The sequence below is a fragment of the Tenacibaculum holothuriorum genome, from assembly GCF_002120225.1.
In the GTDB taxonomy this organism is placed as follows: domain Bacteria; phylum Bacteroidota; class Bacteroidia; order Flavobacteriales; family Flavobacteriaceae; genus Polaribacter; species Polaribacter holothuriorum.
In genome coordinates, this window is the sequence record NZ_LAPZ01000013.1 from 59,495 (window position 1) to 84,377 (window position 24,883).

The 24,883-nt window shown below is 31.2% G+C and carries 23 protein-coding genes; 13 read left to right on the forward strand and 10 right to left on the reverse strand.

Annotated elements, in window-relative coordinates; translation table 11 throughout:
• Window positions 1-39 precede the first annotated feature (39 nt).
• Both WH52_RS12415 and WH52_RS12420 read left to right on the forward strand, forming a co-directional pair.
• Window positions 40-723, forward strand: coding sequence for a cell division ATP-binding protein FtsE (locus WH52_RS12415; protein WP_086031280.1), 684 nt, complete (start codon window positions 40-42; stop codon window positions 721-723).
• Window positions 723-1,598: a glycosyltransferase family 2 protein gene (locus WH52_RS12420; protein WP_086031281.1), complete on the forward strand. Its 876-nt coding sequence runs from the start codon at window positions 723-725 to the stop codon at window positions 1,596-1,598. Before WH52_RS12415 ends, WH52_RS12420 begins: the two co-directional genes overlap by 1 nt.
• Here WH52_RS12420 and WH52_RS12425 read toward each other — a convergent pair.
• The 7 genes from WH52_RS12425 to asnB form a co-directional block, all read right to left on the reverse strand.
• A complete protein-coding gene (locus WH52_RS12425) occupies window positions 1,569-2,657 on the reverse strand; it encodes a glycosyltransferase (RefSeq protein ID WP_158091377.1) in 1,089 nt (362 codons plus the stop codon). The genes WH52_RS12420 and WH52_RS12425 overlap by 30 nt on opposite strands.
• 229 nt (window positions 2,658-2,886) lie before the next feature.
• Entirely contained in the window at window positions 2,887-3,813 is a 927-nt protein-coding gene (mdh, locus tag WH52_RS12430; protein ID WP_086031283.1) for a malate dehydrogenase, read from the reverse strand.
• A gap of 126 nt (window positions 3,814-3,939) precedes the next feature.
• Window positions 3,940-5,001, reverse strand: a complete 1,062-nt coding sequence (locus tag WH52_RS12435; RefSeq protein ID WP_086031284.1) for a DUF6588 family protein — start codon at window positions 4,999-5,001, stop codon at window positions 3,940-3,942.
• A gap of 125 nt (window positions 5,002-5,126) precedes the next feature.
• Complete coding sequence (gene gyrB / locus WH52_RS12440; protein WP_086031285.1) at window positions 5,127-7,064, reverse strand: DNA topoisomerase (ATP-hydrolyzing) subunit B; 1,938 nt, start codon at window positions 7,062-7,064, stop codon at window positions 5,127-5,129.
• 273 nt (window positions 7,065-7,337) lie between these two features.
• Entirely contained in the window at window positions 7,338-8,300 is a 963-nt protein-coding gene (locus tag WH52_RS12445) for a helix-turn-helix domain-containing protein (protein WP_086031286.1), read from the reverse strand.
• A 137-nt stretch (window positions 8,301-8,437) separates the two neighbouring features.
• A complete protein-coding gene (locus WH52_RS12450) occupies window positions 8,438-8,965 on the reverse strand; it encodes a hypothetical protein (protein WP_086031287.1) in 528 nt (175 codons plus the stop codon).
• Between the two features lie 253 nt (window positions 8,966-9,218).
• On the reverse strand, window positions 9,219-10,880 hold the full coding sequence (asnB, locus tag WH52_RS12455; protein WP_086031288.1) for an asparagine synthase B: 1,662 nt from the start codon (window positions 10,878-10,880) through the stop codon (window positions 9,219-9,221).
• A gap of 383 nt (window positions 10,881-11,263) precedes the next feature.
• Between asnB and WH52_RS12460 the strand changes: the two genes are divergently transcribed.
• The 7 genes from WH52_RS12460 to trpA all read left to right on the forward strand — a co-directional run bounded on the left by WH52_RS12460 (window position 11,264) and on the right by trpA (window position 17,932).
• Window positions 11,264-12,655 carry an anthranilate synthase component I family protein gene (locus WH52_RS12460; RefSeq protein ID WP_086031289.1) on the forward strand — a complete coding sequence of 464 codons (1,392 nt, stop codon included), beginning with the start codon at window positions 11,264-11,266 and terminating at the stop codon, window positions 12,653-12,655.
• 54 nt (window positions 12,656-12,709) lie between these two features.
• Window positions 12,710-13,303, forward strand: coding sequence for an anthranilate synthase component II (locus WH52_RS12465; RefSeq protein ID WP_086031290.1), 594 nt, complete (start codon window positions 12,710-12,712; stop codon window positions 13,301-13,303).
• Window positions 13,304-13,313: 10 nt separating this feature from the next.
• Window positions 13,314-14,300, forward strand: coding sequence for an anthranilate phosphoribosyltransferase (trpD, locus tag WH52_RS12470; RefSeq protein ID WP_086031291.1), 987 nt, complete (start codon window positions 13,314-13,316; stop codon window positions 14,298-14,300).
• Window positions 14,301-14,413: 113 nt separating this feature from the next.
• Window positions 14,414-15,202, forward strand: a complete 789-nt coding sequence (trpC, locus tag WH52_RS12475) for an indole-3-glycerol phosphate synthase TrpC (protein ID WP_086031292.1) — start codon at window positions 14,414-14,416, stop codon at window positions 15,200-15,202.
• 2 nt (window positions 15,203-15,204) lie between these two features.
• Window positions 15,205-15,831, forward strand: a complete 627-nt coding sequence (locus WH52_RS12480; protein WP_449451376.1) for a phosphoribosylanthranilate isomerase — start codon at window positions 15,205-15,207, stop codon at window positions 15,829-15,831.
• A gap of 147 nt (window positions 15,832-15,978) precedes the next feature.
• A complete protein-coding gene (gene trpB, locus WH52_RS12485; protein WP_086031293.1) occupies window positions 15,979-17,157 on the forward strand; it encodes a tryptophan synthase subunit beta in 1,179 nt (392 codons plus the stop codon).
• A 1-nt stretch (window position 17,158) separates the two neighbouring features.
• Window positions 17,159-17,932: a tryptophan synthase subunit alpha gene (gene trpA / locus WH52_RS12490; protein WP_086031294.1), complete on the forward strand. Its 774-nt coding sequence runs from the start codon at window positions 17,159-17,161 to the stop codon at window positions 17,930-17,932.
• A 112-nt stretch (window positions 17,933-18,044) separates the two neighbouring features.
• On the opposite strand, the gene WH52_RS12495 is transcribed toward trpA, so the two are convergent.
• Window positions 18,045-18,680: a TonB-dependent receptor plug domain-containing protein gene (locus WH52_RS12495; RefSeq protein WP_086031295.1), complete on the reverse strand. Its 636-nt coding sequence runs from the start codon at window positions 18,678-18,680 to the stop codon at window positions 18,045-18,047.
• A 119-nt stretch (window positions 18,681-18,799) separates the two neighbouring features.
• Between WH52_RS12495 and WH52_RS12500 the strand changes: the two genes are divergently transcribed.
• Window positions 18,800-21,967: a S41 family peptidase gene (locus tag WH52_RS12500; protein WP_086031296.1), complete on the forward strand. Its 3,168-nt coding sequence runs from the start codon at window positions 18,800-18,802 to the stop codon at window positions 21,965-21,967.
• Between the two features lie 51 nt (window positions 21,968-22,018).
• Here WH52_RS12500 and WH52_RS12505 read toward each other — a convergent pair whose 3' ends face one another.
• Both WH52_RS12505 and WH52_RS12510 read right to left on the reverse strand, forming a co-directional pair.
• Window positions 22,019-22,636: a hypothetical protein gene (locus tag WH52_RS12505; RefSeq protein WP_086031297.1), complete on the reverse strand. Its 618-nt coding sequence runs from the start codon at window positions 22,634-22,636 to the stop codon at window positions 22,019-22,021.
• A complete protein-coding gene (locus WH52_RS12510) occupies window positions 22,620-23,102 on the reverse strand; it encodes an RNA polymerase sigma factor (RefSeq protein ID WP_086031325.1) in 483 nt (160 codons plus the stop codon). The genes WH52_RS12505 and WH52_RS12510 overlap by 17 nt, the downstream gene beginning before the upstream one ends.
• 121 nt (window positions 23,103-23,223) lie before the next feature.
• On the opposite strand from WH52_RS12510, the gene WH52_RS12515 reads away from it, so the two are divergent.
• From WH52_RS12515 to WH52_RS12530, 3 genes are all read left to right on the forward strand, one after another.
• Window positions 23,224-23,730 carry a GbsR/MarR family transcriptional regulator gene (locus WH52_RS12515; protein ID WP_086031298.1) on the forward strand — a complete coding sequence of 169 codons (507 nt, stop codon included), beginning with the start codon at window positions 23,224-23,226 and terminating at the stop codon, window positions 23,728-23,730.
• A 38-nt stretch (window positions 23,731-23,768) separates the two neighbouring features.
• A complete protein-coding gene (locus WH52_RS12520; protein WP_086031299.1) occupies window positions 23,769-24,134 on the forward strand; it encodes a hypothetical protein in 366 nt (121 codons plus the stop codon).
• A gap of 342 nt (window positions 24,135-24,476) precedes the next feature.
• Window positions 24,477-24,854 (forward strand): hypothetical protein, encoded by a 378-nt coding sequence (locus WH52_RS12530; protein WP_086031301.1) that lies wholly within the window; start codon window positions 24,477-24,479, stop codon window positions 24,852-24,854.
• Window positions 24,855-24,883: the final 29 nt, after the last annotated feature.

The window sequence follows — 24,883 nt, forward strand, 5'->3', positions numbered from 1 at the left end:
TCGTAATAAAATTTTAGCTTTGTAAAAACTATTTTATTTATGAGTCAATCTGTTTTACACCTTGAAAATGCTGATATTTATCAAAGAGATACTTTGGTTTTAAAAAAGGTTAACTTCACTTTAGAAAAAGGAGACTTTTATTACCTAATTGGTAAAACAGGTAGTGGAAAAAGTAGTTTGTTAAAAACATTGTACGGAGATTTGCGTTTGCAACGTGGTTTAGGTTCTATAGTTGGATTCGATTTAAAGAAGATGAAAGAGAAAGAAATTCCGTATTTAAGAAGAAAATTGGGAATTGTTTTTCAAGATTTTAAATTGCTTAACGATAGAAATGTCTTCGAAAACTTAGAGTTTGTTTTAAAAGCAACAGGTTGGAAGAATAAAAACGACATGAAAAATAAAATTCATGAAGTTTTAGATAAAGTGGGGATGAAGGAAAAGTACTACAAGAAAACCTTTGAACTTTCAGGAGGAGAACAGCAACGTGTAGCTATAGCTAGAGCTTTATTGAACGATCCTGAATTAATTCTTGCTGATGAGCCTACAGGGAATTTAGATCCGAAAACGTCATTAGAGGTAATGGAATTATTGAATGAAATTCACCAAAGCGGAAAAACAATTTTAATGGCAACTCACGATTATCAGTTAATTGTTAAGTTCAAACAAAAAACCATTAAATGTGAAGGAGGAGAGTTGTTTGAAGTTGTACAACAAGCCGTGTAATGATTTCTGTTTTAATTCCAACATATAATTGGAATGCCTATTCGCTTGTTGCTGAGTTACAATCTCAATTTAATAGTACAAACATTCCATTTGAAATTTTAGTTGTTGATGATGCTTCTCAATCGGAATTGAATTCTGAAAACGAGAAAATTAATACCTTAGGAAACTGTTCTTTTGTTGAATTAGAAGAAAATATTGGTAGAAGTGCTATCAGAAATTTATTAGCTTCGAAAGCAAAATATAAATACTTACTTTTTTTAGATGCTGATGTAATTCCTACTCATAAAAACTTTGTTGATGATTATGCAAAAAGAATTTCTGATTCTAACAAAGTAATAGTTGGAGGAATTGCTTATAAAAATGAAACTTCTACTAAATTACTTCGTTGGAAATATGGAAAGAAATATGAGCAAGTAAGTTTAGAGATACGAGAAAAGAATCCGTCTAAGTATTTTTTTACAGCGAATTTTTTAATTGAAAAGAAATTGTTTTCTTCTATTCAGTTTGATGAAAATTTTACAAAATACGGATATGAAGATGTAGTTTTTGGAAGAGAATTAGAGCATAAAGGAATAGAAATTCATCAGATACAAAACGAAGTATTTCATTTAGGAATTGACACCAACCAATCTTTTGTAAATAAAACAAAGCAAGCCATTGTTAATTTGGTTTCGTTGGAAAATAAAGATAAAAACCTAACAGGAAATATTGGTTTATTAAAAATGTATAAGCGATTAAAGAAGTTTGGTTTGAGAAGTTTTTTATCGTTGTTTACAAAACAGTTTGAGAAGTTTGCAACTCAACATTCGTCGTTGTTTTTCTTTAACTTGTTTCGATTAGGATATTTACACAAGGTTTTTAAAAATATCAATTAAAACCTTTTCTTCATTTTTCCAAATCAATTCTGATTTAGCTTTTTCTAAGTTTTTAGAATAATCTGTATTGGCTACTTTTTCTATTAATGAAGATAGCTTTTCTGGAGTTCTTTCTGTTAAAATCTCTCCAACATTATATTTAGTAACAATTTGCTTCATCTCAGGCAAGTTCGAAGTAATTACAGGCACTTCTGCTTGAATATAATCAAAGAGTTTGTTAGGTAAAGCGTATCTATAGTTAAGACCTAAATCTTCTTCCAAGCTTAAACCTACGGTTGCGTTTGGTGTTATTTTTTGCAATTCGTTAGGAGTAATTTTACCTAAAAACACCACTTTGTTTTGTAGGTTTTCAATCATCGTTTTTTCTTGTAAAGTTTTGATGATATCTCCGCTTCCAACGATTAATAAAATATAATCGTCTAAAAGTTTAACTGTCTCCATCATTAATTCAATACCACGACCAATGTTTACCGCACCTTGATATAGAATTATTTTCTTTCCTTTTGTAATTGATGTAATATCAGATTTTACAATTCCCCTTTTTTGATGAGGTACATTTCGTAGTACTCTAAAGTTTGTGTGGTACAATGAGTCATAATGTTTTGCAATACTATTACAAACAGTGTACGTGTTTTTTAATTTTGGAATTATATAATTTTCTAAAGACTTCCAAACTCTTTTTTTGAAAGGTTTGTTTACTAATTCTGGTATTTCAGAAAATAGTTCATGACTATCAAAAACAAGAGGAGTTTTTTGGAGTTTACTGATTAAGTAGTTGGGTAATAAAGTGTCTAAATCATTAGCTAATACAATGTCTTTTTTTGAGAAAAGTAAAAAGAAGAATAGCCTAATGTTATATTCCACATAAAATAAAATTCCTTTGTTGAAAAAAAGTCGAAATCTTTTTGTTTCATATTCTCTTTGAATAGGGGGGCTATTTTTTAATAAACGACCAACTAAAAGAATAGTATAGTTTTGTTGTAAAAGTGTATTACAAACTTTTTCTACTCGTTGGTCGTTTGTTAAATCATTAGTTACAGAAAGAATTATTCTCTTCAAAAAAACAAGGATTTAAAACGAAGATAAAAAAGAAAACCCACTTCAAAGATGAAGTGGGAAAATTGCTATGAAAAACTATGAAAAAGAAACTCTACTATGTTTCTTCATATATATAGACGTATGATTTCTCGAAATCTTACATTCTATAAACTATTTAACACTATTTTACATAAAAAAGGCTGAAAAACTAAGTTTTTCAGCCTTTTTGTGAATTATTTGTTAAGGAAACTTAGAAAGATAACGATTCGTTATTTTTCTTAACAGCTTCAGCAGATGAAGTTAATTGAGTTTTTTCATCTTCGCTTAAGTTAATTTCAACAATCTTTTCGATACCATTTTTACCTAATACTACTGGTACACCGATACATAAATCGTTTAATCCGTATTCTCCTTCTAATAAAGCAGAACATGGGTAAATTTTCTTTTGGTCACAAGCAATAGCTTGGACTAATCCTGAAACAGCAGCACCTGGAGCATACCAAGCAGAAGTTCCTAATAAACCAGTTAAAGTAGCTCCACCAACTTTAGTATCTTGCTTCACTTGTTCTAATCTTTCTTCTGATAAGAATTCAGAAACTGGTACAGAGTTACGAGTAGCTAAACGAGTTAAAGGAACCATTCCTTTATCAGAGTGTCCACCGATAACCATTCCGTCTACATCAGAAATTGGAGCTTCTAAAGCTTCTGCTAATCTGTATTTGAAACGAGCGGAATCTAAAGCTCCACCCATACCAATAATTCTATTCTTAGGTAAACCAGTTGCTTTGTGAACTAAGTATGTCATAGTATCCATTGGGTTAGATACCACGATGATAATTGTGTTTGGAGAATGCTCAATTAAGCTAGCAGAAACAGACTTTACGATTCCTGCATTAATGCCTAATAATTCGTCACGAGACATACCAGGTTTACGAGCAATACCAGAAGTAATAACACAAATATCAGATCCTGCAGTTTTGCTATAATCTCCAGTAGTTCCTACGATTTTAGTATCAAATCCGTTTAAAGAAGCGGTTTGCATTAAATCCATTGCTTTACCTTCTGCAAAACCTTCTTTAATGTCTACTAATACTACTTCAGAAGCGAAGTTTTTAATAGCAATGTACTCTGCACAACTTGCACCTACAGCACCTGCTCCTACAACTGTTACTTTCATTTTATTATATTTTAATTGTGATGATTAATTTTAAGATGCACAAAAATAGCGATTTGCCTAAGGATAAAAAAACAAAAGCACGCTGAATTTCAACGTGCTTATTATTTGTTATTTATAAAATATGTTTTATCTAAAACTAAAAGCGATACCAGCATTTACAGTGTTATATTCTTGTAAAGAATAATCAGCAAAAATTTTAAAGAAGCCTAAGCTTAATCTTGTTCCTATTGTAGCTTTAAGCCCACTAGAGTTAAAACTCAAACTTGGGGGGGATAAGTTTTCAGTTACTGGAATAGATGTTCCCCCGCCAGCTGGAGTGTATTGATAAGTACCTGTGTAATTACCAGTCATCTTTAAATCTGCACTACCAGTATTAAAACCTACACCACCATAAAAGTTAATAATTGGAAAGTTTAAAGAGGCAATTGCTTGAATTGTAAAAGCGGATAAACCAAATTCTGCAGCTCCATCTTGAACTTGTAAAGCTCCAGAAGTAGTAGATCCTAAACCATAGCTTAAATCTAGAGAAGTGTAAGCAGCTAATAATGATACATGTAATGGAGTTTTATCCAAAGGTCCGAACCAGCTTGTAATTTCTTTCTTTAAACCAATACCATACATGCTAATTTTACCACCATCATCTCCAATTTTTGTTTCAGGAAAAAAACGTCCCATTACTTCCATTTTAAACGGGAGTCCTAAAGTTAATTGTACTGCTGGAGCAGGTACGGCTTTAATAGGTAAATCATCAGTAATACCACCTGGTAATTCAAAATTAGCAGTAACAGTTTGTGTTCCTGCACCAGGAACATTTAATTGCCTTGTAACAGTAAAAGTTGTAGGTGTGTCTGGGCCTGCAAAAGTAGAGGCAATGGTGGAGTTTGAAGTAATTGAAGAGTTAGGCCCTAAAGTCTCTTGAATGTTAAATGTTTCTTTTGATGAAGGAATAAAAGCCCCATTTAAAGCAATAGATAAATCGAATCCAAATTTTTTGTGAACTTTAGCTGTATGATACCAACCGTTATTCATACTATTAATCAATCCTTCTATACCTGGATTAAAATAACCTTGAACTAATTTTCCTGCATCTTGGGTTGTACCTAATAAAGCTTGTTCAAAACCATCTTGTGCTTTCATACTAGTTGAAAAAGCAAAAAAAGTAGCAGCTAGTAGTGTAATTTTTTTCATAATTTAATAGTAAGTTTTCTTTAAGTAAAGATATGTAAATGAAAGTAATATAATGTGCTTTTAGGGTGTAAAAACTAAAAAATCACTACTTTTAGGTAGTGATTTTTTATGAAGTAAAAATTAAGTTATGCATCAATATTTGCGTATTTAGCATTCTTTTCAATGAACTCTCTACGAGGAGGAACTTCATCTCCCATTAACATAGAGAATACTCTATCTGCTTCAGTACCATTATCAATAGTTACTTGACGTAATGTTCTGAATTCAGGGTTCATAGTTGTGTCCCATAACTGTTCTGCGTTCATCTCTCCAAGACCCTTATAACGTTGTATAGTTACTGAGCCACCCATTTTTTGAGCAATTAAATCACGTTGGTTATCATCCCAAGCATACTCACGCTTTTGTCCTTTTTTAACTAAATACAAAGGAGGAGTAGCAATATAAACATATCCTTGTTCTACCATTTCTTTCATATAACGGAAGAAGAATGTTAAGATTAGTGTTGCAATGTGAGACCCATCTACATCGGCATCACACATAATAACTACCTTATGGTAACGTAATTTTGATAAGTTTAAGGCTCTTGGATCTTCTTCGGTACCAATAGTAACACCTAATGCGGTAAACATGTTTTTGATTTCTTCGTTTTCAAAAACTTTGTGCTGCATTGCTTTTTCAACGTTTAAGATTTTACCTCTTAAAGGAAGAATAGCTTGGAAGTTACGATCACGACCTTGTTTTGCAGTTCCACCTGCCGAGTCTCCCTCGACTAAGAATATTTCACAAGCTGCTGGATCAGTCTCAGAACAGTCTGATAATTTACCAGGTAAACCACCAATACTCATGACAGTTTTACGTTGTACCATTTCACGAGCTTTACGAGCTGCGTGACGTGCTTGTGCTGCTAAAATTACCTTTTGAACAATCGTCTTAGCATCATTAGGATTTTCCTCTAAGTAATCTGTAAGCATTTCAGCAACTGCTTGTGATACTGCTGAGGTTACTTCACGGTTTCCTAATTTAGTTTTTGTTTGTCCTTCGAATTGTGGTTCTGCAACTTTTACCGAAACGATTGCTGTTAATCCTTCACGGAAATCATCACCTGAAATATCGAACTTAACGTTTTTTAATAATCCAGACTCGTCAGCATATTTCTTTAAAGTATGGGTTAATCCTCTACGAAAACCAGATAGGTGTGTACCTCCTTCGTGTGTATTGATATTGTTTACATACGAATGTAAGTTTTCAGCATATGACGTGTTATATACCATGGCAACTTCAACAGGAATTCCGTTTTTCTCACCTTCCATAGAAATTACTCCAGCAGTTAACTGCTCACGAGTAGAATCTAAGTATTTAACGAATTCTGATAGTCCTTCAGTTGAATGGAAAGTTTCAGAAATGAAGTTTCCTTCGTCGTCTTTATTCCTTTTATCAGTTAATGTAACTGTAATACCTTTATTTAAGTATGCCAATTCACGCATACGAGTAGCTAAAGTATCGTAGTTATATTCTGTAGTTTGTTGAAAGATAGAAGTATCTGGTAAAAAAGTAACTTCAGTACCAGTAATATCAGTTTCTCCAACTGTTTTTACAGGATATAAAGTTTTACCTCTTTCGTATTCTTGTTGCCAAATTTTTCCGTCTCTATGTACAGTAGCTATTAAGTGATCTGAAAGTGCATTCACACAAGAAACACCAACACCGTGTAACCCTCCAGAAACTTTATAAGAATCTTTGTCGAATTTACCACCAGCACCAATCTTAGTCATTACTACTTCAAGAGCAGAAACTCCTTCTTTTTTGTGTAAACCTACAGGGATACCACGTCCGTTATCACGAACGGTAATAGAGTTATTTTCATTAATGTCTACCGAAATAACATCACAATGACCTGCTAAAGCTTCATCAATCGAGTTATCTACAACCTCATACACTAAGTGGTGTAAACCACGAACACCAACATCACCAATATACATGGAAGGACGCATACGTACGTGCTCCATTCCTTCTAGTGCCTGAATACTATCGGCGGAATAATTATGTTTTTTTTCTTCGCTCATAAAAAGTGAATTAAATTAAAATCATTTCATAAAAAAATCGCTCGAAAGCGACTTTTGTTGTCTTACAAATTTACGATTTTTTAACCTTAAAATAAAGTTTTTAAGCAAAGTAATTATAAAATTATCAACAATTATTGATTTTGTAAAAATGTCTTAAATCGCTTAAAAACGTGTTTAAATGAGAAAGTGTTTTCTATTTTAATGATTGATAAGTAAAGAGTGAGGTAAAGTAGCTTAAAAAGGATTTATTCAACTTGAAAAATAATATGGTATTTAATTTTTAAGCATTATTCCGTTCGTTTTAAGTAGTGTGCTTGGAGAAACTCCAAATTTTTTCTTGAAGCAATTTGAAAAATAGGAGTTGCTACTAAAACCAGTTTCGATAGATATTTGAGAAATACTGTTATTATTTTCTTTTATTTTTTTCAAAGCTTTATTAAGCCTAAAGTTTTTTAATAATTCATTTAAAGATTTGCCAGTGTATGCTTTACAGTTTCTATAGAGTTTGGTCTTACTCATCATCATCATTTTGCAAAGTTGCGTTAAGTTTAAATCAGTATTATCATATGATTTTTCTAGTGTTATAAATAGGAGTTGTAAAAATTTTTCTTGTTTTTGGGAAAGATAAATTGGTTTATTATCATGAATGAATGGTATTAGTTTTAGTAAACTCTTGCAATCGTTTTTAGCTTTTTTTACTATTACAGTTATTAAATGATTTTTTTTGATTAAATCTTCCTCGTTTATTTGGAAGTAAATAGAGTTTAAAAAGTTTTCGGCATTTTTTAATGAAGGAAAATCTAGAAGCATATATTTTTTCTCTTCCACTAAAACTTGAGCGTTATAGCATATAATTCGATTCTTTATTATAGAGTAGATATCGTTATTAAACTCAGGTATAAGATTATTTTGTTTTTTTATAATAACAGTAATGTTTTCATTCTTATGATTTATAGTATTAGTGTTTTTTCTTTGACTGTTTATAAGTGCGTAAGCTAGATTATTATTGACTAAGGTTACTTTGTATGGGGTAATATTTAAAGAAGAATGATAGAGTTTTTTAATTGTTTTTTTGTTAAGTGCCTTAAGGAGAAAGAAGACACTATTCTTATTTGAATCTACCCAGCAATTAATACACTTACTATAATACTTGTTTTGAAGGGTAAAGTAAAATGATAAGATTTGATTAGCTGTTGTTGAGTTATTGGTTATATGTTGAACTAAATAAACAGACACCTCTAAATTTAATAATTTGATTTTTGAATAGATGTTAAGAGCTTGTTAATAGGGAAAACTCTTGTTTTTACTGTTTTTGTGTAAAATAGCCGTTTAGTATAACCAAACAGCTATTTTTTTAATTGGAAAATGATTTATTAATCAACAAATCCGTTATAATCAAGTTTTAGGTTTTTCCTTTTACCATCTTTTCTAATTTGTACTCTAAAAACCTTTCTAGTTTCTTTATTGTCTCTGTAATTTACTAAGTAAACATCTTTATGAATTCTCCATCCAGGATATTTTTTATAAAGTAAGTTAATAAGTTTTTTGGGAAGTAAAATGTTTTTATATCTCTCTACTGATTTAAGTATTTTGCCATCAGAGTCATAAGTTGCAGTTATTCTACCTGTACTTCCTCCTTCAGTTTTTGCTCTAAAAACAACTTCATAGGCTTCAAATTCTTTGTCAAAAATAGGGTCTTCTGTAATGTCATAGCGAGCGGCTTCATTTTCTAGAGCAAGAGCAACTTCGGGGGTTTCTTTTGTATGGACTTTTTTTAAATAGGTTAAGTTTAAGGGCTTAATAGTTACTGCTTCTAAAGTAATATTTTGATTACCTCCGTTTTGAGAGAAGCTAAGGCTGGTTAGACCTAAAAAAAGAAAACCAATTACTAAATTTTTCATAATACTGAGTTTAGTGGTTAATAAAATGAGGTGATTAGTTGTTCTTAGTTGCTCAAAATTAGATTCAAAAGAATAAGGTTAGTATTAAAAATAATCCAACTTTTGTTAAAATTAGTTCATAGGGTTCTTTTTAATAATTGATTAACAAAAGGAAATGTTAAAATGTATTTGTTTAGCGTTTTATTAAACAAAAAACCTCGCAAAAGCGAGATTTTTTAACACAACTAATATTTAGAAATAACTAAAAATATTCTTAATAAGCATCTTCATGTACCATTTTAATAGCTCTACCACTAGGTTCGTTTTGGTTTTGGAAACTAGCGTCCCATGCTAAAGCTGTAGGTGTGCTACATGCAATTGATGGAACTGAAGGTACAGTTAACGCAGCAGTTTCACTTGGGAAATGCTCTTCGAAAATAGAGCGGTAATAATACTCTTCTTTAGCTCTTGGTGTTTGAATCGGGAAACGGTGAGCCGCATTAGTCATCATTTCATCACTAACTTCTTTCTCAACTAATTCTTTTAAAGTATCAATCCAACTATAACCAACACCGTCTGAGAATTGTTCTTTTTGTCTCCAAGCTACTTCTTTTGGTAAATAGCTTTCAAAAGCTTTACGTAATACCCATTTCTCCATACGTTCACCGTTAATCATTTTGTCTTCTGGGTTAATACGCATTGCTACATCCATAAACTCTTTGTCTAAGAAAGGAACTCTTCCTTCAATTCCCCAAGCCATTAAACTTTTGTTAGCTCTTAAACAATCATATTGGTACAATTTATCTAATTTACGAACGGTTTCTTTGTGGAATTCCTCTGCATTAGGAGCTTTGTGGAAATAAAGGTACCCTCCAAATATTTCATCTGCTCCTTCTCCCGATAACACCATCTTAATTCCCATTGACTTAATAACACGTGCCATTAAATACATAGGTGTAGAAGCACGTACCGTTGTGATGTCGTAGGTTTCTAAGTTGTAAATTACATCACGAATTGCATCTAACCCTTCTTGTATTGTAAATGTTATTTCATGATGAATTGTACCAATATGATCTGATACTTTTTTTGCTGCAGCTAAATCTGGAGAACCTTCTAAACCAATAGAAAAAGAATGAAGTTGAGGGTACCAGGCTTCGTCTTTATCATCTGATTCTACACGTTTTGCTGCATATTTTTTTGCAATTGCCGATGTAATAGAAGAATCTAAACCACCCGATAATAATACTCCATAAGGAACATCACTCATTAATTGTCTATGAACAGCAGCTTCTAATGCATCTTTAATTTCATCTATTGAAGTTTGATTCTCTTTCACAGCTTCATATTCCATCCAATCTCTCTGATACCATTTTTGTAATCCATCTTCACGAGTATAATAGTGACCTGGAGGAAATACTTCTATTTTATTACAGTGACCTTCTAAGGCTTTTAATTCTGAAGCAACATAGAATGTTCCGAATTTATCCCATCCCATATATAAAGGAATAATTCCCATATGATCTCGAGCAATTAAATATTCATCTGTTTTTGCATCATATATTGCAAAACCGAAGATACCGTTTAAATCGTCTAAAAATTCTACTCCTTTTTCTTTGTATAAAGCTATGATAACTTCACAATCTGATTTTGTTAAAAAAGGATGCGAACTTTCGTATTTATCTCTAATTTCTTTGTGATTGTATATTTCTCCATTTGCAGCTAATACAAATCTTTTATCATGACTAAATAGAGGTTGTTGTCCTGAAGCAGGATCTACAATAGCTAAACGTTCATGAGCCATAATAGCTTTGTCGTCACTATAAATACCACTCCAGTCTGGACCACGATGACGAATCTTTTTTGCCATTTCTAGTATTTGAGGTCTTAACTTATCTGAAGTTTGTTTTAAGTCAAATGCACATACAATTCCACACATAATTTTATATTTTAAAGTCTATACTTATCTAATTGTTTATTTCTGTTACAAATAACCGATTATTGTGTTTTAATTTTAACTTATTTTTTGTTTTTGATTTAAAAATCAAACTAATTTATTTGTTTTTATTGTAAATTGTAATGTGTTTGTAGTGTAATTGGTTAAATAACTTAATGATTTTTAGTTTGAAGAAATAATTCAAAAGAAAAAGTTTGCAAAATCAAAAACACTTTATACATTTGTAGCTCAATGATGAAACAATTATTAAATAACTGGTGGTGGAAATCTCGTAACTTACGTTAGTGAGACCGTACTGTTATATCTATAATACAACGAAAAGGCTTATCTCATGATAAGCCTTTTTTGTTATAATAAACTTAAGAATGAATAAAATAAAGTTTACAACAATTTCTAAACAACAATTAGCAGATACCATTACTCCAGTAAGTTTGTATTTACGTACTCGCGATAAGTATGCGAGTAGTTTATTGTTGGAAAGTTCAGATTATCATAGTAAAGAAAATAGTTATTCTTTTTTATGTATAGAGCCAATGGTTACTATAAAAGCAGAAGAGAATAATATATCGGTGTCGTATCAAAAAGAACTTCTTGAAACTGAACAGATAGAAAGAGATTTTTATCAAAAGTTTGAGAAATATAGCAAGTTAATAAAAGTTGATTGCTCTGATGAAATTAAATCATTTAATGGATTGTATGGGTATACCACTTTTGATGCGGTTCAATATTTTGAAACGATACAATTCAATTCGCAAAAAGCACCATCTGCAATTCCTATGTTGCAATACAGTTTTTTTAGATTTATAGTTGCGATTAACCATTTTAAGAATGAATTAATTTTAATTGAAAACATTCCAGAAGGAGAAACTTCAAGATTATCTGAAATTGAAAATTTAGTCAACTCACAATCCTTTGCGAAATATCAGTTTCATTTTGAAGGTGAAGAAACCTCCAATGTTACCGATACAGAGTTTAAGGAAAATGTAGCTAAGGCAAAAGAACATTGTAAAAGAGGAGATGTTTTTCAATTGGTGTTGTCTCGTCAATTTCAACAAAAATTTAAAGGAGATGAGTTTAATGTTTATAGAGCTTTACGTTCAATAAACCCATCACCGTATTTGTTTTATTTCGATTATGGTAGTTTTAAGTTAATGGGATCTTCACCAGAAGCACAAATTAAAATAGAAGATAAGCAAGCTATCATCAATCCAATTGCAGGGACTTTTAGAAGGACAGGAGATGATGAAAAGGACAGAGAGTTAGCAAAAGAACTAGCAAATGACCCTAAAGAAAATGCAGAGCATGTTATGTTAGTAGATTTGGCGCGTAATGATTTGAGCAAGCATGCTACTAATGTAACCGTAGAAACCTATAAAGAAGTACAGTACTTTAGTCATGTTATTCATTTGGTATCTACCGTGATAGGTGAGATTACTGGAAATCCGATTGAAATTGTAGGGGATACTTTTCCCGCAGGAACGTTAAGTGGTGCACCAAAATACAAAGCCATGGAGTTAATAGATAGATATGAAAATCAGACTCGTGGATTTTATGGAGGATGTGTAGGGTTTATTGGATTGAACGGTAATGTAAATCAGGCAATTGCTATTCGCTCTTTTGTAAGTAAAAACAATATACTTTACTATCAAGCGGGAGCAGGAATAGTTATCAATTCTAAAGAAGAGAACGAGTTACAGGAAGTTAATAACAAATTAGCAGCATTAAAAAAAGCATTAGTGTTGGCAGAAGAAATATAAAACTGCTTTTAGTAATTAGCCGTAGCTAATAGCTAAAAGTCAAAAGCATAACAGATGAAAATATTAATACTAGATAATTACGATTCATTCACCTATAATTTGGTGCATTATGTAGAAGATATTACGGGTACCTTGCCAGATGTGTATCGTAACGATGAAATTTCTATAGAGGAAATTCAAAATTACGATGCAATCATTCTTTCACCAGGACCTGGAATTCCTGATGAAGCAGGTGTTTTAAAAGAAACAATTAAAACCTATGCTGGAAGAATTCCAATTTTTGGGGTGTGTTTAGGGTTACAAGCAATTACTGAAGTGTTCGGTGGGGAGTTGGAAAATTTACACGATGTATTTCATGGAGTAGCTACAGAAATGAAAGTCACCAAAGAAAACACCATCACATTTAAAGATATTCCAGAAACGTTTGAAGCTGCTCGTTATCATTCTTGGATTGCTTCTCATACTAATTTTCCTTCTGAATTAGAGATTACTGCAATTGATGATGTGGGAAGTATTATGGCGTTACGTCATAAAGAATATTTGGTTGAAGCTGTACAATTTCACCCAGAAAGTATCTTAACACCTGAAGGAAAAAAGATGATCGAAAACTTTATCAATTCAGTAGAAAATCTCAAAATTAAAGCCTAAAGTCTTTGCAATGAAAAAAATATTAAACACTTTATTTGAGCAGAAGCGATTGACGAAGGAACAATCAAAAGAAGTCTTAATCAATATCGCTCAAGAAAAATACAATGCTTCTCAAATAGCGGCATTTATCACAGTATTTTTAATGCGCCCAGTGTCTGTAGATGAATTGTCTGGGTTTAGAGAGGCTTTGTTAGAGTTGGCTATTAAAGTAGACTTATCAGATTTTAATACAATTGATTTATGTGGAACGGGAGGAGATGGAAAAAATACTTTTAACATTTCTACATTAACGTCTTTTATTGTAGCAGGAACTGGAAACAAAGTGGCAAAACATGGTAATTATGGGGTTTCTTCAGCCTCTGGATCTTCAAATATGTTGGAGTTTTTAGGATACCAATTTACCAATGATGAAAGTACTTTAAAAAGACAATTGGAAGAAGCTAATATTTGTTTTTTACACGCACCTTTATTCCACCCAGCAATGAAAGTAGTAGCACCTATTCGTAGGGAATTAGGAGTGAAAACATTTTTCAATATGTTAGGTCCATTGGTAAATCCAAGTTCACCGCAAAACCAGTTAGTAGGGGTGTTTAATTTGGAAGTAGCAAGAGTATACAACTATATGTTGCAACAATCGAATGTAAATTATGGAGTTGTTCATGCTTTAGATGGTTATGATGAAATATCTTTGACAGGCGATTTTAAATTATTTACTAAAGAATCGGAGCAACAAATTTCTCCATCAGATTTAGGACAAAAGCAATTGTTACAATCCGATATATTTGGAGGAGATACCGTGGCTGAAGCAGCAAAAATATTTGTGGATATTATTAATGGAAAAGGAACAGAAGCGCAAAATAATGTAGTATTAACCAATGCAGCGTTTGCTTTAAAAACTTTTGATGAGAACAAATCTTTTGAAACTGCTTTTGAAGAAGCAAAAGATTCGTTGTTAGGATTAAAGGCAAAGAAATCGTTAGAAAAATTAGTAAAATAAATGTCAGTTTGAGTGAATTTGTGAGGAATGAATTGTTGTTGAGAATAAAATACTTCTCGATACAATTTTCTTCCAGAGTCGAAAATTACTCGAAGTGACAGAAAGAATAAAACATGACAATTTTAGATAAAATAATAGCTTTTAAAAAGCAAGAGGTAGCAAAGATTAAGGCAGAAGTAGCGGTTAAGAAGTTAGTAGAGAGTCCTAATTTTAAAAGAGAAGCATTATCGTTAAAAAAATCATTATTAGAACCTTATTCAACAGGGATTATTGCGGAGTTTAAAAGACAATCACCTTCTAAAGGAATTATTAACGAAAAAGCAACAATTACCGAGGTAACCAATGGCTATTTAGATGCAAATGTAGCGGCACAGTCCATATTAACAGATACGTCATTTTTTGGAGGAACGATGGCTGATCTAATGGAGGCTAGAAGTATTAATGAAATAAAACCGATTCTTAGAAAAGATTTTATTGTAGATGGCTTTCAAATTGTGGAAGCAAAAGCTATTGGAGCTGATGTAATATTGTTAATTGCTACTTGTTTAACTGCTGAGCAATTAAAAAAATATGGACAGTTAGCAAATGATCTTGGTTTAGAGGTATTGTATGAAGTACATTCTCAAGAAGATTTAGATAAAATAGGAGATTTAGATAATAAGATCATTGGAATCAATAATCGTAATTTAAAGACTTTCGAAGTAGATTTAGAGCATTCCATAAAATTAGCAAATCAAATTCCAGATTCAGCATTGAAAGTTTCAGAGAGTGGAATTTCAGATCCAAGAATTATTACAGGTTTAAAGGAGTATGGTTTTCAAGGTTTTTTAATTGGGGAAAATTTTATGAAAACAGAAAATCCAGGGGAGGCTTGTAAAGAGTTTATTGCACAAATTCGGTAAAAATGAAACTAAAAGTTTGTGGAATGAAATACATAGAAAATATTCAGCAAGTAGCTGAATTAAATCCAGATTACTTAGGGTTTATTTTCTATGAAAAATCACCAAGAAATTTTGAAGGAATCATTCCTCAATTACCTAAAGGAATACAAAAAGTTGGGGTCTTTGTAAATGAGTACATGGAGATAGTAGTTTCCATGATGGAAGAGTATAAATTAGACGTTGTACAATTGCATGGAGACGAATCTGTAGCTTATATCAAAGAATTAAAAACACACGTGCCTAAGTTGGAAATTGTTAAGGTATTTGGAATTAAAGATACGTTCAATTTTACAATTTTAGAATCTTATGAGGAGGTCGTAGATTATTTCTTATTTGATACAAAAGGAAAGGAAAGAGGAGGTAATGGAGTAACCTTTAATTGGGAGGTATTAAAAGAATACCCTTCAAAGAAACCTTTTTTTCTTAGTGGTGGAATAGGTTTAGAAGAACTAGAAAAAGTAAAAGATGTTTTAAAAACAAAATTACCGATTCATGCATTGGATGTAAATAGCAAATTTGAAACGAAAGCAGGATTAAAATCGGTAGGAGAGTTAAAGAAATTTAAAAGAGTAATAGAGGAAAATAAATAGTTATTTGTGAAGTAGGATTTATTTTTTGATAAAGAGATTCATTCTAAAACAAGTTCAGAATGACATGTAGATAAAAAAACCAAGTAGTCATTTCGAACGAAGCGAGAAATCTCAGAAAAAACAGTATAAAACACACAACAAAAACAAATGAAATTTCAACCAGATCATAATGGATATTACGGACAATTTGGAGGAGCATTTATTCCAGAGTTGTTATATCCTAATGTAAAAGAATTAGAAGATAATTATATTCAGATTATTGAATCCGAAGCATTTCAGAAAGAGTATAAGAGTTTGTTAAAAGATTATGTTGGACGTCCAAGTCCATTATATTTAGCAAAACGATTGTCTGAAAAATACGGAGCTACTATTTATTTAAAACGAGAAGATTTAAATCATACAGGAGCACATAAAGTAAACAATACAATTGGACAAATTTTAATTGCAAAACAATTAGGGAAAACTAAAATTATAGCGGAAACAGGAGCAGGACAACATGGAGTAGCTACAGCTACAGTTTGTGCATTAATGGGATTGGAATGTATTGTGTTTATGGGAGAAGTTGATATTGAACGTCAAGCACCCAATGTAGCTCGTATGAAAATGTTAGGAGCTAAGGTAATAGCAGCTACCAGTGGTAGTAAGACCTTAAAAGATGCAACGAATGAAGCGATTAGGTATTGGATTCAACATCCAGATACTTATTATCTCATAGGATCTGTTGTGGGACCACACCCTTATCCAGATATGGTGGCGAGATTGCAAGCAATTATATCTGAAGAAATGAAATGGCAATTAAAAGAGCATACAGGAAAAGAAAATCCAGATGCAGTAATCGCTTGTGTTGGTGGAGGAAGTAATGCAGCAGGTGCTTTTTATCATTATTTAGATGATGAAGATGTAGAGCTAATTGCTGTTGAAGCTGCTGGTTTAGGTGTTCATTCTGGAGAAAGTGCTGCAACATCACAATTAGGAGAGGTAGGTGTAATTCACGGGAGCAAAACTATTTTAATGCAAGACGAATATGGACAAATCGTAGAACCTTATTCAATCTCAGCAGGGTTAGATTATCCAGGAGTGGGACCGTTACACGCATTTTTGTTTAATGAAAAACGAGCGACATTTATGAATGCAACAGATAAAGAAGCTCTAGAAGCAGCCTATGAACTAACAAAAATAGAAGGAATTATTCCAGCGCTAGAAAGTGCACATGCACTGGCAGTTTTACCAAAAATGGATTTGCAAAAAGATCAAACAATTATCATCAACTTATCTGGTAGAGGAGATAAAGACTTAGAAACGTATATCAAACATTTAGAAGACTAAAATGAATTCAGTTCAACAAATATTTAAAAAAAAGGATAAAGATTTATTGTCTATTTTCTTTACAGCGGGTTTCCCAAAATTAGAAGATACCACTACAATTATTTCAGAATTAAGTTCGAATGGAGTAGATTTTATAGAAGTAGGGTTGCCATATTCAGATCCGTTAGCGGATGGTCCTACCATTCAATATAGTAGTTCTGTAGCCCTCCGTAATGGGATGAATTTAGATGTGGTTTTTGAACAGTTAGCTTCCATTAAAGAAACGAATAAAACACCTTTAGTTCTAATGGGGTATTTGAATCAGATTATAAAATATGGGGAAGATGCTTTTTGTCAAAAAGTAAAAGATTGTGGCATTGATACTGTGATTATTCCTGATTTACCGATGGTTGAGTATGAAACTCATTATCAACAATTGTTTGAAAAATATGGAATTACCAATGTGTTTTTAATCACACCTCATACTTCAGATGAACGTATTCGTAAAATAGATAACTTAACAGATGCTTTTATTTATGTAGTAGCTTCAGCTTCTATTACTGGAGCAAAAGGAGAAATCTCTCAACAACAAATCGATTATTTTAATCGAATAAAAGGAATGAATTTACAAAGTAAATTGATTGTTGGTTTTGGAATTTCTGATTATAAAACATTTGCAACTGCTTGTGAATATATGAATGGAGCTATTATGGGATCTGCGTTTATTATGGAATTGGATAAAAACAGTGTGGAAGGAGTAGGTGATTTTTTAAGCTCTATTTTTGGGGCTTCATAATTACTAATTTTTATAATTATCTATAAATAAGGTTCAAAGTTATCAACTTTGAATATTGCTGTCTTTGTAGGGAATAATTAATTCTAAAATAAACATCCTTTATGTCTTTAGATTAATAGGTAGTTATTTTTATAACTCCATTAGCTCCTCTAGCGCCATAAATAGCAGTTTCAGGGCCTTTTAAAATATTTATGTGTTTAACATTTGTAGGTATTATATTTTCAAATGTTGTTTTTCCAATTTGAACACCATTAAGAATAAATAAGGGTGTTGTTGAACCATTAACAGAACCAATGCCTCTGATTTTTATGTTGTTATCTCTGGATATTTGTACTCCAGGAACTTGTCCTCTAAGATAATGGTAGATATTCCTATATTGTTCAGCATTTTCAATACCGAATTTTTTATTTTTTAATTTAGTTATCAATTGAGGGGTAATGTCTTTCTTCTTTTTTATAATAATACGATTAAATTTTTTACCATTATATTTAATTATATTTATTCCATGATAAGGAGAGAAGGCACTTATTTTTTGAGGTAAGGAAAATGTTTTAATAGAAAAAATTCCTTTATAGTTCGTTTTTTTATCCTGTTTTATATCATCTAATAAAATTACAGCTCCTTCAATAGGTCTATTATTATCATCTTTAACTATTATAAAGATTTCTTTTTCAGTTTGTGAAAAAGAAAAATTAGAAAATGAAAGACATAAAAAGAAAATTATTTTAAAAAGAAAATCTGATTTCATAGGAGAAAATATTGTATAAAAGTAAAAAAAATAAAGTTATAATTATGTTAATGAACATATAAGTTCTTTTATAATTTATATAATTAAGTATTTTTAATGTCAAAAACTACAATATAAGGATGGTAAATAAAATATTATTATTGTTTGCTTTTACTATAAGTAATGTATTATTAGCACAACACACTTTAATTCGAAAACCAGCAATAAGCCCAGATGCATCTCAAATGGCGTTTAGTTATCATGGAGATATTTGGACTTATAATTTTAGAACCCAACAAGCCAACCGACTAACAATTCATAAAGGATATGAAAGTAATCCGGTTTGGAACACAAAAGGAACAGAAATTGCTTTTTCTTCTAACAGAAAAGGAAATGACAATATTTTTACTACTGGATTAAATGGAGGAGTTCCAAAACAATTAACTTATTACCCTACAGCAAACATTCCTTCTGATTGGACGTCTAAAGGAGAAATTTTATTCTCTACAGGAAGGGTGTATAGAGGTCCAGAATGGGACCGTCAAATGTACTCAGTAAATCAAAACGGAGGAACTCCAAAACGTTTACTTACAGCTTATGGAGAAGATGCTCAGTTATCTCCAAATGGTAAATTTATTGCTTTTACAAAAGGAGCATGTAGAATTGCTCGTGAAGATTATTCAGGTTCTGCACAACGTGATATTTGGATTTATAATACTACCACAAAAAAGTATAATCAAATAACAACAAGTAATAAGAATGACCATTCTCCAAGATGGGATGCATCGGGGAATTTATATTATATCGGAGCAAAAAGTGGACGCTATAACATTTATAAACAATCAATTTCTGCAAACGGAACCGCTAACGGAACTGCTTCTCAATTAACATCACATAAAAAAGATGGAGTTCGTACATATTCTGTAAGTAATAATGGAACGATCGTTTATTTAAGTGGAGTTGATACGTACAAAGTAGAAAACGGAACTGCTAAGAAGATTAAGTTAAACATTCCTTCTGATAATCGTTTTGAAACCGAAGAAACAAAAACAGTTTCTAATGGAGTACAAGGATATGCAGTTTCTCCTGATGGAAAGAAAGTGGCTTTAGAAATTAACGGAGAAATCTTTGTAAAAGAAAACAACAAAGAGAAAAAACGTTCAAACAATGTAAGTAAGCATCCGTATAGAGATCGTAGTCCACAGTGGTTAGATAATAAAACAGTGGTTTTTACTTCTGATAGAGATGGACATTTTGAATTATACAGTGCAGTTTCAACAGATACTTTGGTAGGGTTACATAGAAGCTTAAAAACTAAGGTTTCTAAATTAACCAATAGTAAAGAAGATGTTGAGAATCCTATAGTATCACCTGACGGAAAGAAGATTGCTTACCAAGTAGGAAGAGGAACATTAATGATTGCTGATATTAAGGATGGAAAAATTGTAAAACCAAAAGTATATTCAGATTCTTGGGCTGCTGCTGAAGATTTTTCTTGGAGCCCAGATAGTAAGTATATTGCGTATTCTCAAGAAGATTTAAATTTTGATAGTGAAATATTTATCCAATCTGTAGCCTATAAATCTAAGAAAATGAATGTTTCGATGCATCCAAGAAGTGATAGAAGTCCGGTTTGGAGTGCCGATGGAAAAAAGTTAGCATTTATTTCAAATAGAAACGGAATCAATTATGATGTGTGGATGGTTTGGTTACAAAAAGAAGATTGGGAAAAATCTAAATTAGATCATAGTGAAGGTTCTTATTATCCTGAGAAAAAAGATGAAAAGAAATCTGATAAAAAGGATAAGAAGAAATCAAGCAAGAAAAAGAAAGTGAAGGTAAAAATAGATTCAGATAAAATTTATGATCGCTTAGTACAAGTAACTTCATTACAAGACAATGAGTACAGTCCAACATTTAGTGCAGATAGTAAATTTATCTATTTTTCGGCTACCAATCCTGCAACTAAGAAAAGAGGTTTATATAAAATAAAGTGGGATGGAACAAAGTCAAAAGCTATAAAAGGAGTATCAAGAGCAGGAGGTTTTGATGTAAATAAAGGGAAAGTTTATTTTGTTTCTGGTGGAAGGTTAAAACAACTAGATACAAAGTCTGATAAAATTACTGGATTGCCACATTCAGCAACGTACACAAAGAATAAAGAAAAGGAATACGCTCAAATATTTGATGAAGGAATTAGAGCATTAACAGCTGGTTTCTATGATCCAGAGTTCCATGGATATGATTGGGACGGATTAGTAAAGAAATACAAGCCTTGGGTATTATCTGCAACTACGCATCAAGATTATTCATATATGTATAACCTGTTACTAGGGCAATTAAATGCTAGTCACATGGGATATAGAGGAACTGCTCCAAGAAATACGAGTGATAAAGTAGGTTTATTAGGATTAGAGGTTGAAAACACTTCAGATGGAGCTAAAGTAGTGTATGTATTAGAAAATACTGTAGCAGATAAATCGAAGAGTAAATTAAAAGTTGGAGATGTAATTACTTCAGTAAACGGACAAGAAATTAATAAGAATACAAACTTTTATAGTTTACTTAAAAATACTAGAGAAAATGAGGTATTGTTAAGTTTAAAGAATGGAAAAGATGTAATTATTCGTCCGCAAAATTCATTAAGAACAGCACAATATGAAGCTTGGGTTACTTCTCGTAAAAAGCTGGTAGATGAGTATTCAAACGGTCAATTAGGCTATATTCATATTCAAGGTATGAGTATGCCAAGTTTTGAGCGTTTCGAACGCGAATTAAAAGCGAGTGGTTATGGTAAAAAAGGAATTGTAATCGACGTACGTTATAACGGTGGTGGTTGGACTACCGATCGTTTAATGGCAGTTTTAAATGTAGATCAACATGCGTATACTGTTCCAAGGGGAGCTACTAAAAGCTTGAAAAATCATAAGAAGTATAGCAAGAACTATCCGTTTAACGAGCGTGCAATTTTATCAGTTAATACAAAACCAGTTGTGGCTTTATGTAATGAAAATAGTTATTCGAATGCTGAGATTTTCTCACATGCCTTTAAGAATTTAGGATTAGGGAAGTTAGTTGGTCAACCTACTTTCGGAGCGGTTATTTCTACAGGAGGGAAAAGATTGCAAAACGGATATATTCGTATGCCATTTAGAGCATGGTTTGTAAAAAAGACTGGTGAGAATATGGAAAATGATGCTCCAGCTGTACCAGATTATTTAGTGAAGAATGCTCCAGGATGGAAAGAAAGAGGAGAAGATGCTCAATTGAAGAAAGCAGTTGAGGTATTGTTACAAGAAATAAACTAGAAGTTTTTTATTAATAAGAAAATCCCGAGTTATTAACTCGGGATTTTTGTTTTACTCTTTTAGTGTTTCTAGTTCGTTAATGATATCATCAAGTTTTGATATTAATGTTCCGTATAAAAGTTTGGTAGAGATTTTAAAAACAATCATACCAATAACTCCTACAGCAACAGCAACTAAAAACCCAATACCTGTCATTTGAACTAAGGTTGTCTCTTCAGAAATAAACTTTGAAAGAAAACTAGTTTCTTTAATAGTATAAGCCAGTATAAAAATTGATAATACAGCTAAAGGAATCGCAAACAGAAATAGCTTTTTTGTAGCATTTGTTACGCTAGTTATAATATTTCTATAGCTTTTTAGATAAGTTAAGTTGTCAGATTTAACATCGATAGTATTAAATCTATTTAATAATCTTGTATTGAAAACGTATAAGCATAAGATTAAAAAGGCTCCATAGGCTCCAATAATGGTTTCAGATAAAAGTATACCACCAATTACAGTAATTCCTGCTATAGGAAGCAATCCTTTGTTGTCAAACTCGTAAGTTCTTTTAATTTTATTGATAATTGATTTTGACTTTTGATTATATATATCAATAACTTTTGGAGCAATAAGAGATTGTTCATCGATAAAAGCATCATTCCATATTTTCTCAATTGATTTTTCCATCTAATAATATTTTTAATTGTTTTTTAATTCTGTTAATACGTACTGCAATATTGTTAGCGCTAGTTCCAATAATTGTAGCAATTTCTTTGTAAGGATTTTCTTCTAAATGCAGTAAGATTATCGCTCTGTCGACTTCAGATAATTTCTTAATAGCATCGTATAATAAATTCAAATTTTCATTTTCAAAAGCTTTGCTTTCTTCTGGAATTTCTGGTAACTTTTCCATAGTATAGCCCTTTCTGTTATTCTTTTTAGATAAGGTTAAACAAACATTCAAGGTAATCCTATAAATCCAAGTAGACCATTTTGATTTATTCTGAAAAGCATTTCTACTTTTCCAAATTTGTAAACAAACCTCTTGATAAAAATCTTCAAAATCTTCTTGAGAATCTGTATAGGCTCTACATATTTTGATGATAATTCCAGAATGTGGTAAAATAGATGACGTATAAAAATCGTTACTCAAAATTGTATTTTCTTGGTAAGTAATCTTAGAATTAAAATTATTACAAGATAATAGAATAATTTTAAAATATTTTATTTTCAATAATTATTGAAAGTATTAAAAATAGTTGTATATTTGACCCATGCAATTAGAAGACGCAAAAATAAAATATATTCATACTTGGGGTAGTTTGGCTACAAGTTGGGGAATTAATAAAACCATGGCACAAGTACATGCCTTGTTATTAGTTACGACTAAACCAATGTCTGCGGATGAAATTATGGAAGCTTTGAAAATTTCAAGAGGCAATGTAAATATGAATGTACGTGCGTTGATTGATTGGGGAATTGTTCGTAAGGAATTTGTAGTAGGGGAGCGTAAAGAGTTTTTTGTGGCTGATAAAGATATTTGGGAATTGTTTAAACAAGTTACCAAAGAGCGTAAGAAAAGAGAAGTAGAACCTGTGTTAAAGGTTTTAGATGAATTGCAAGAAAATGTTGAAGGAGAAGGAGAAGATGTGAAGAATTTTAAAAAGTTAATGGGCGATTTATCTTCGGTAACCAATACAGTTAATGGTATTTTAGATAAAGCAATTAAAGCCGATGAGCATTGGTTGTTATCTAATTTTACCAAAATGATAAAAAAGTAAAAAAATTTAAACACAAACTTTCAATAATTTCTGAAAATATGAAAAAAACAATTAATTTATTAGTTTCTATAAATAGAATCTTAATGGTTCTCATTAGTTTATTTTTTGTTACAATCGTTTTGTGCTATATCGCAGTGCTTGCAGAAATTTTGTTAGGAGGGTTTCATATCATAACAGTATTAATTCTATTTACATTTTGGAATCATTTGAATAAAATTGAAAAGAAAAGAATTGGTATATACAGTTTAATGACTGTAGCTTATTTTATTTTTTGGGGAATTATCGGATTTCTAGACAATTTAAATGAAATATACGAAGTGTTATTTTGGATGGTATTAATCCCAATGTCATTGGCTTTTTACTTAACATTTATATTAGAAAAAATAAAAGATAGATTAAAATGATTCAAGCCACTTATATATTGTATTTAGTTTTTTCTGTTACGGTTGTTTTATATGTAGGAAATTTCTGTTTTCAAAACGGAAAAGTGTATATCCAAAATTATTTTCCGAATAATTTATCTATTGGCAATGCATTAAACAATTCACTATTGGTAGCTTACTACTGTTTAAATATCGGTTTGGCTATATGGAGTTTACATTCGATTAAAAGAATTCACAGTTTATCAGAAGTACTAGTTGAACTCAGTTCAAAGTTCAGCACCATATTATTGATTATTGGAATACTACATTTTAGTAATATTTATATAGTTCATTTAATTCACAAACATTTTAAAAAGTAATATTATGAATGGAAATTTAGAGTTAATCGCGTATCTGATTTATTTACCAATAAGTATTGGCTTAACAACTTTTGTGTCACAACATCTATTTAAAAACAGTAAGATTTTTATGTTAGATATTTTTCATCAAAAAGAAGAAATAGCATTTGCTACGAACAAACTATTCAAAATAGGTTTTTACTTATTGAATATAGGTTTTGCTTTGAGGATTATTCAGGTATATACCTTATCAAATTATAAAGATTTGGTAGAAGCTTTAAGTGCTAAAATTGGGGGATTTTCAATTTATCTTGGAGTAATTATGATATTTTTTATCATATTCTTCTTAAAAGGAAGAAAAGCGAGTAAAGAAGCAAACTTAAAATTGAAAAAAAGTAGTTAGGGAAGATTGCTTAATATAATAGAAAAAGA

What these genes read in the sequence shown, in the direction of transcription:
- WH52_RS12415 (WP_086031280.1), top strand. Translation starts at nt 40, where the DNA reads ATGAGTCAATCTGTTTTACACCTTGAAAATGCTGATATTTATCAAAGA.
- WH52_RS12530 (WP_086031301.1), top strand. Translation starts at nt 24,477, where the DNA reads ATGAATGGAAATTTAGAGTTAATCGCGTATCTGATTTATTTACCAATA.
- WH52_RS12500 (WP_086031296.1), top strand. Translation starts at nt 18,800, where the DNA reads ATGGTAAATAAAATATTATTATTGTTTGCTTTTACTATAAGTAATGTA.
- WH52_RS12495 (WP_086031295.1), bottom strand. Translation starts at nt 18,680, where the DNA reads ATGAAATCAGATTTTCTTTTTAAAATAATTTTCTTTTTATGTCTTTCA.
- trpB (WP_086031293.1), top strand. Translation starts at nt 15,979, where the DNA reads ATGAAATTTCAACCAGATCATAATGGATATTACGGACAATTTGGAGGA.
- mdh (WP_086031283.1), bottom strand. Translation starts at nt 3,813, where the DNA reads ATGAAAGTAACAGTTGTAGGAGCAGGTGCTGTAGGTGCAAGTTGTGCA.
- trpC (WP_086031292.1), top strand. Translation starts at nt 14,414, where the DNA reads ATGACAATTTTAGATAAAATAATAGCTTTTAAAAAGCAAGAGGTAGCA.
- trpA (WP_086031294.1), top strand. Translation starts at nt 17,159, where the DNA reads ATGAATTCAGTTCAACAAATATTTAAAAAAAAGGATAAAGATTTATTG.
- WH52_RS12460 (WP_086031289.1), top strand. Translation starts at nt 11,264, where the DNA reads ATGAATAAAATAAAGTTTACAACAATTTCTAAACAACAATTAGCAGAT.
- WH52_RS12450 (WP_086031287.1), bottom strand. Translation starts at nt 8,965, where the DNA reads ATGAAAAATTTAGTAATTGGTTTTCTTTTTTTAGGTCTAACCAGCCTT.
- WH52_RS12465 (WP_086031290.1), top strand. Translation starts at nt 12,710, where the DNA reads ATGAAAATATTAATACTAGATAATTACGATTCATTCACCTATAATTTG.
- WH52_RS12420 (WP_086031281.1), top strand. Translation starts at nt 723, where the DNA reads ATGATTTCTGTTTTAATTCCAACATATAATTGGAATGCCTATTCGCTT.
- WH52_RS12520 (WP_086031299.1), top strand. Translation starts at nt 23,769, where the DNA reads ATGAAAAAAACAATTAATTTATTAGTTTCTATAAATAGAATCTTAATG.
- WH52_RS12480 (WP_449451376.1), top strand. Translation starts at nt 15,205, where the DNA reads ATGAAACTAAAAGTTTGTGGAATGAAATACATAGAAAATATTCAGCAA.
- WH52_RS12515 (WP_086031298.1), top strand. Translation starts at nt 23,224, where the DNA reads ATGCAATTAGAAGACGCAAAAATAAAATATATTCATACTTGGGGTAGT.
- asnB (WP_086031288.1), bottom strand. Translation starts at nt 10,880, where the DNA reads ATGTGTGGAATTGTATGTGCATTTGACTTAAAACAAACTTCAGATAAG.
- trpD (WP_086031291.1), top strand. Translation starts at nt 13,314, where the DNA reads ATGAAAAAAATATTAAACACTTTATTTGAGCAGAAGCGATTGACGAAG.
- WH52_RS12505 (WP_086031297.1), bottom strand. Translation starts at nt 22,636, where the DNA reads ATGGAAAAATCAATTGAGAAAATATGGAATGATGCTTTTATCGATGAA.
- WH52_RS12435 (WP_086031284.1), bottom strand. Translation starts at nt 5,001, where the DNA reads ATGAAAAAAATTACACTACTAGCTGCTACTTTTTTTGCTTTTTCAACT.
- gyrB (WP_086031285.1), bottom strand. Translation starts at nt 7,064, where the DNA reads ATGAGCGAAGAAAAAAAACATAATTATTCCGCCGATAGTATTCAGGCA.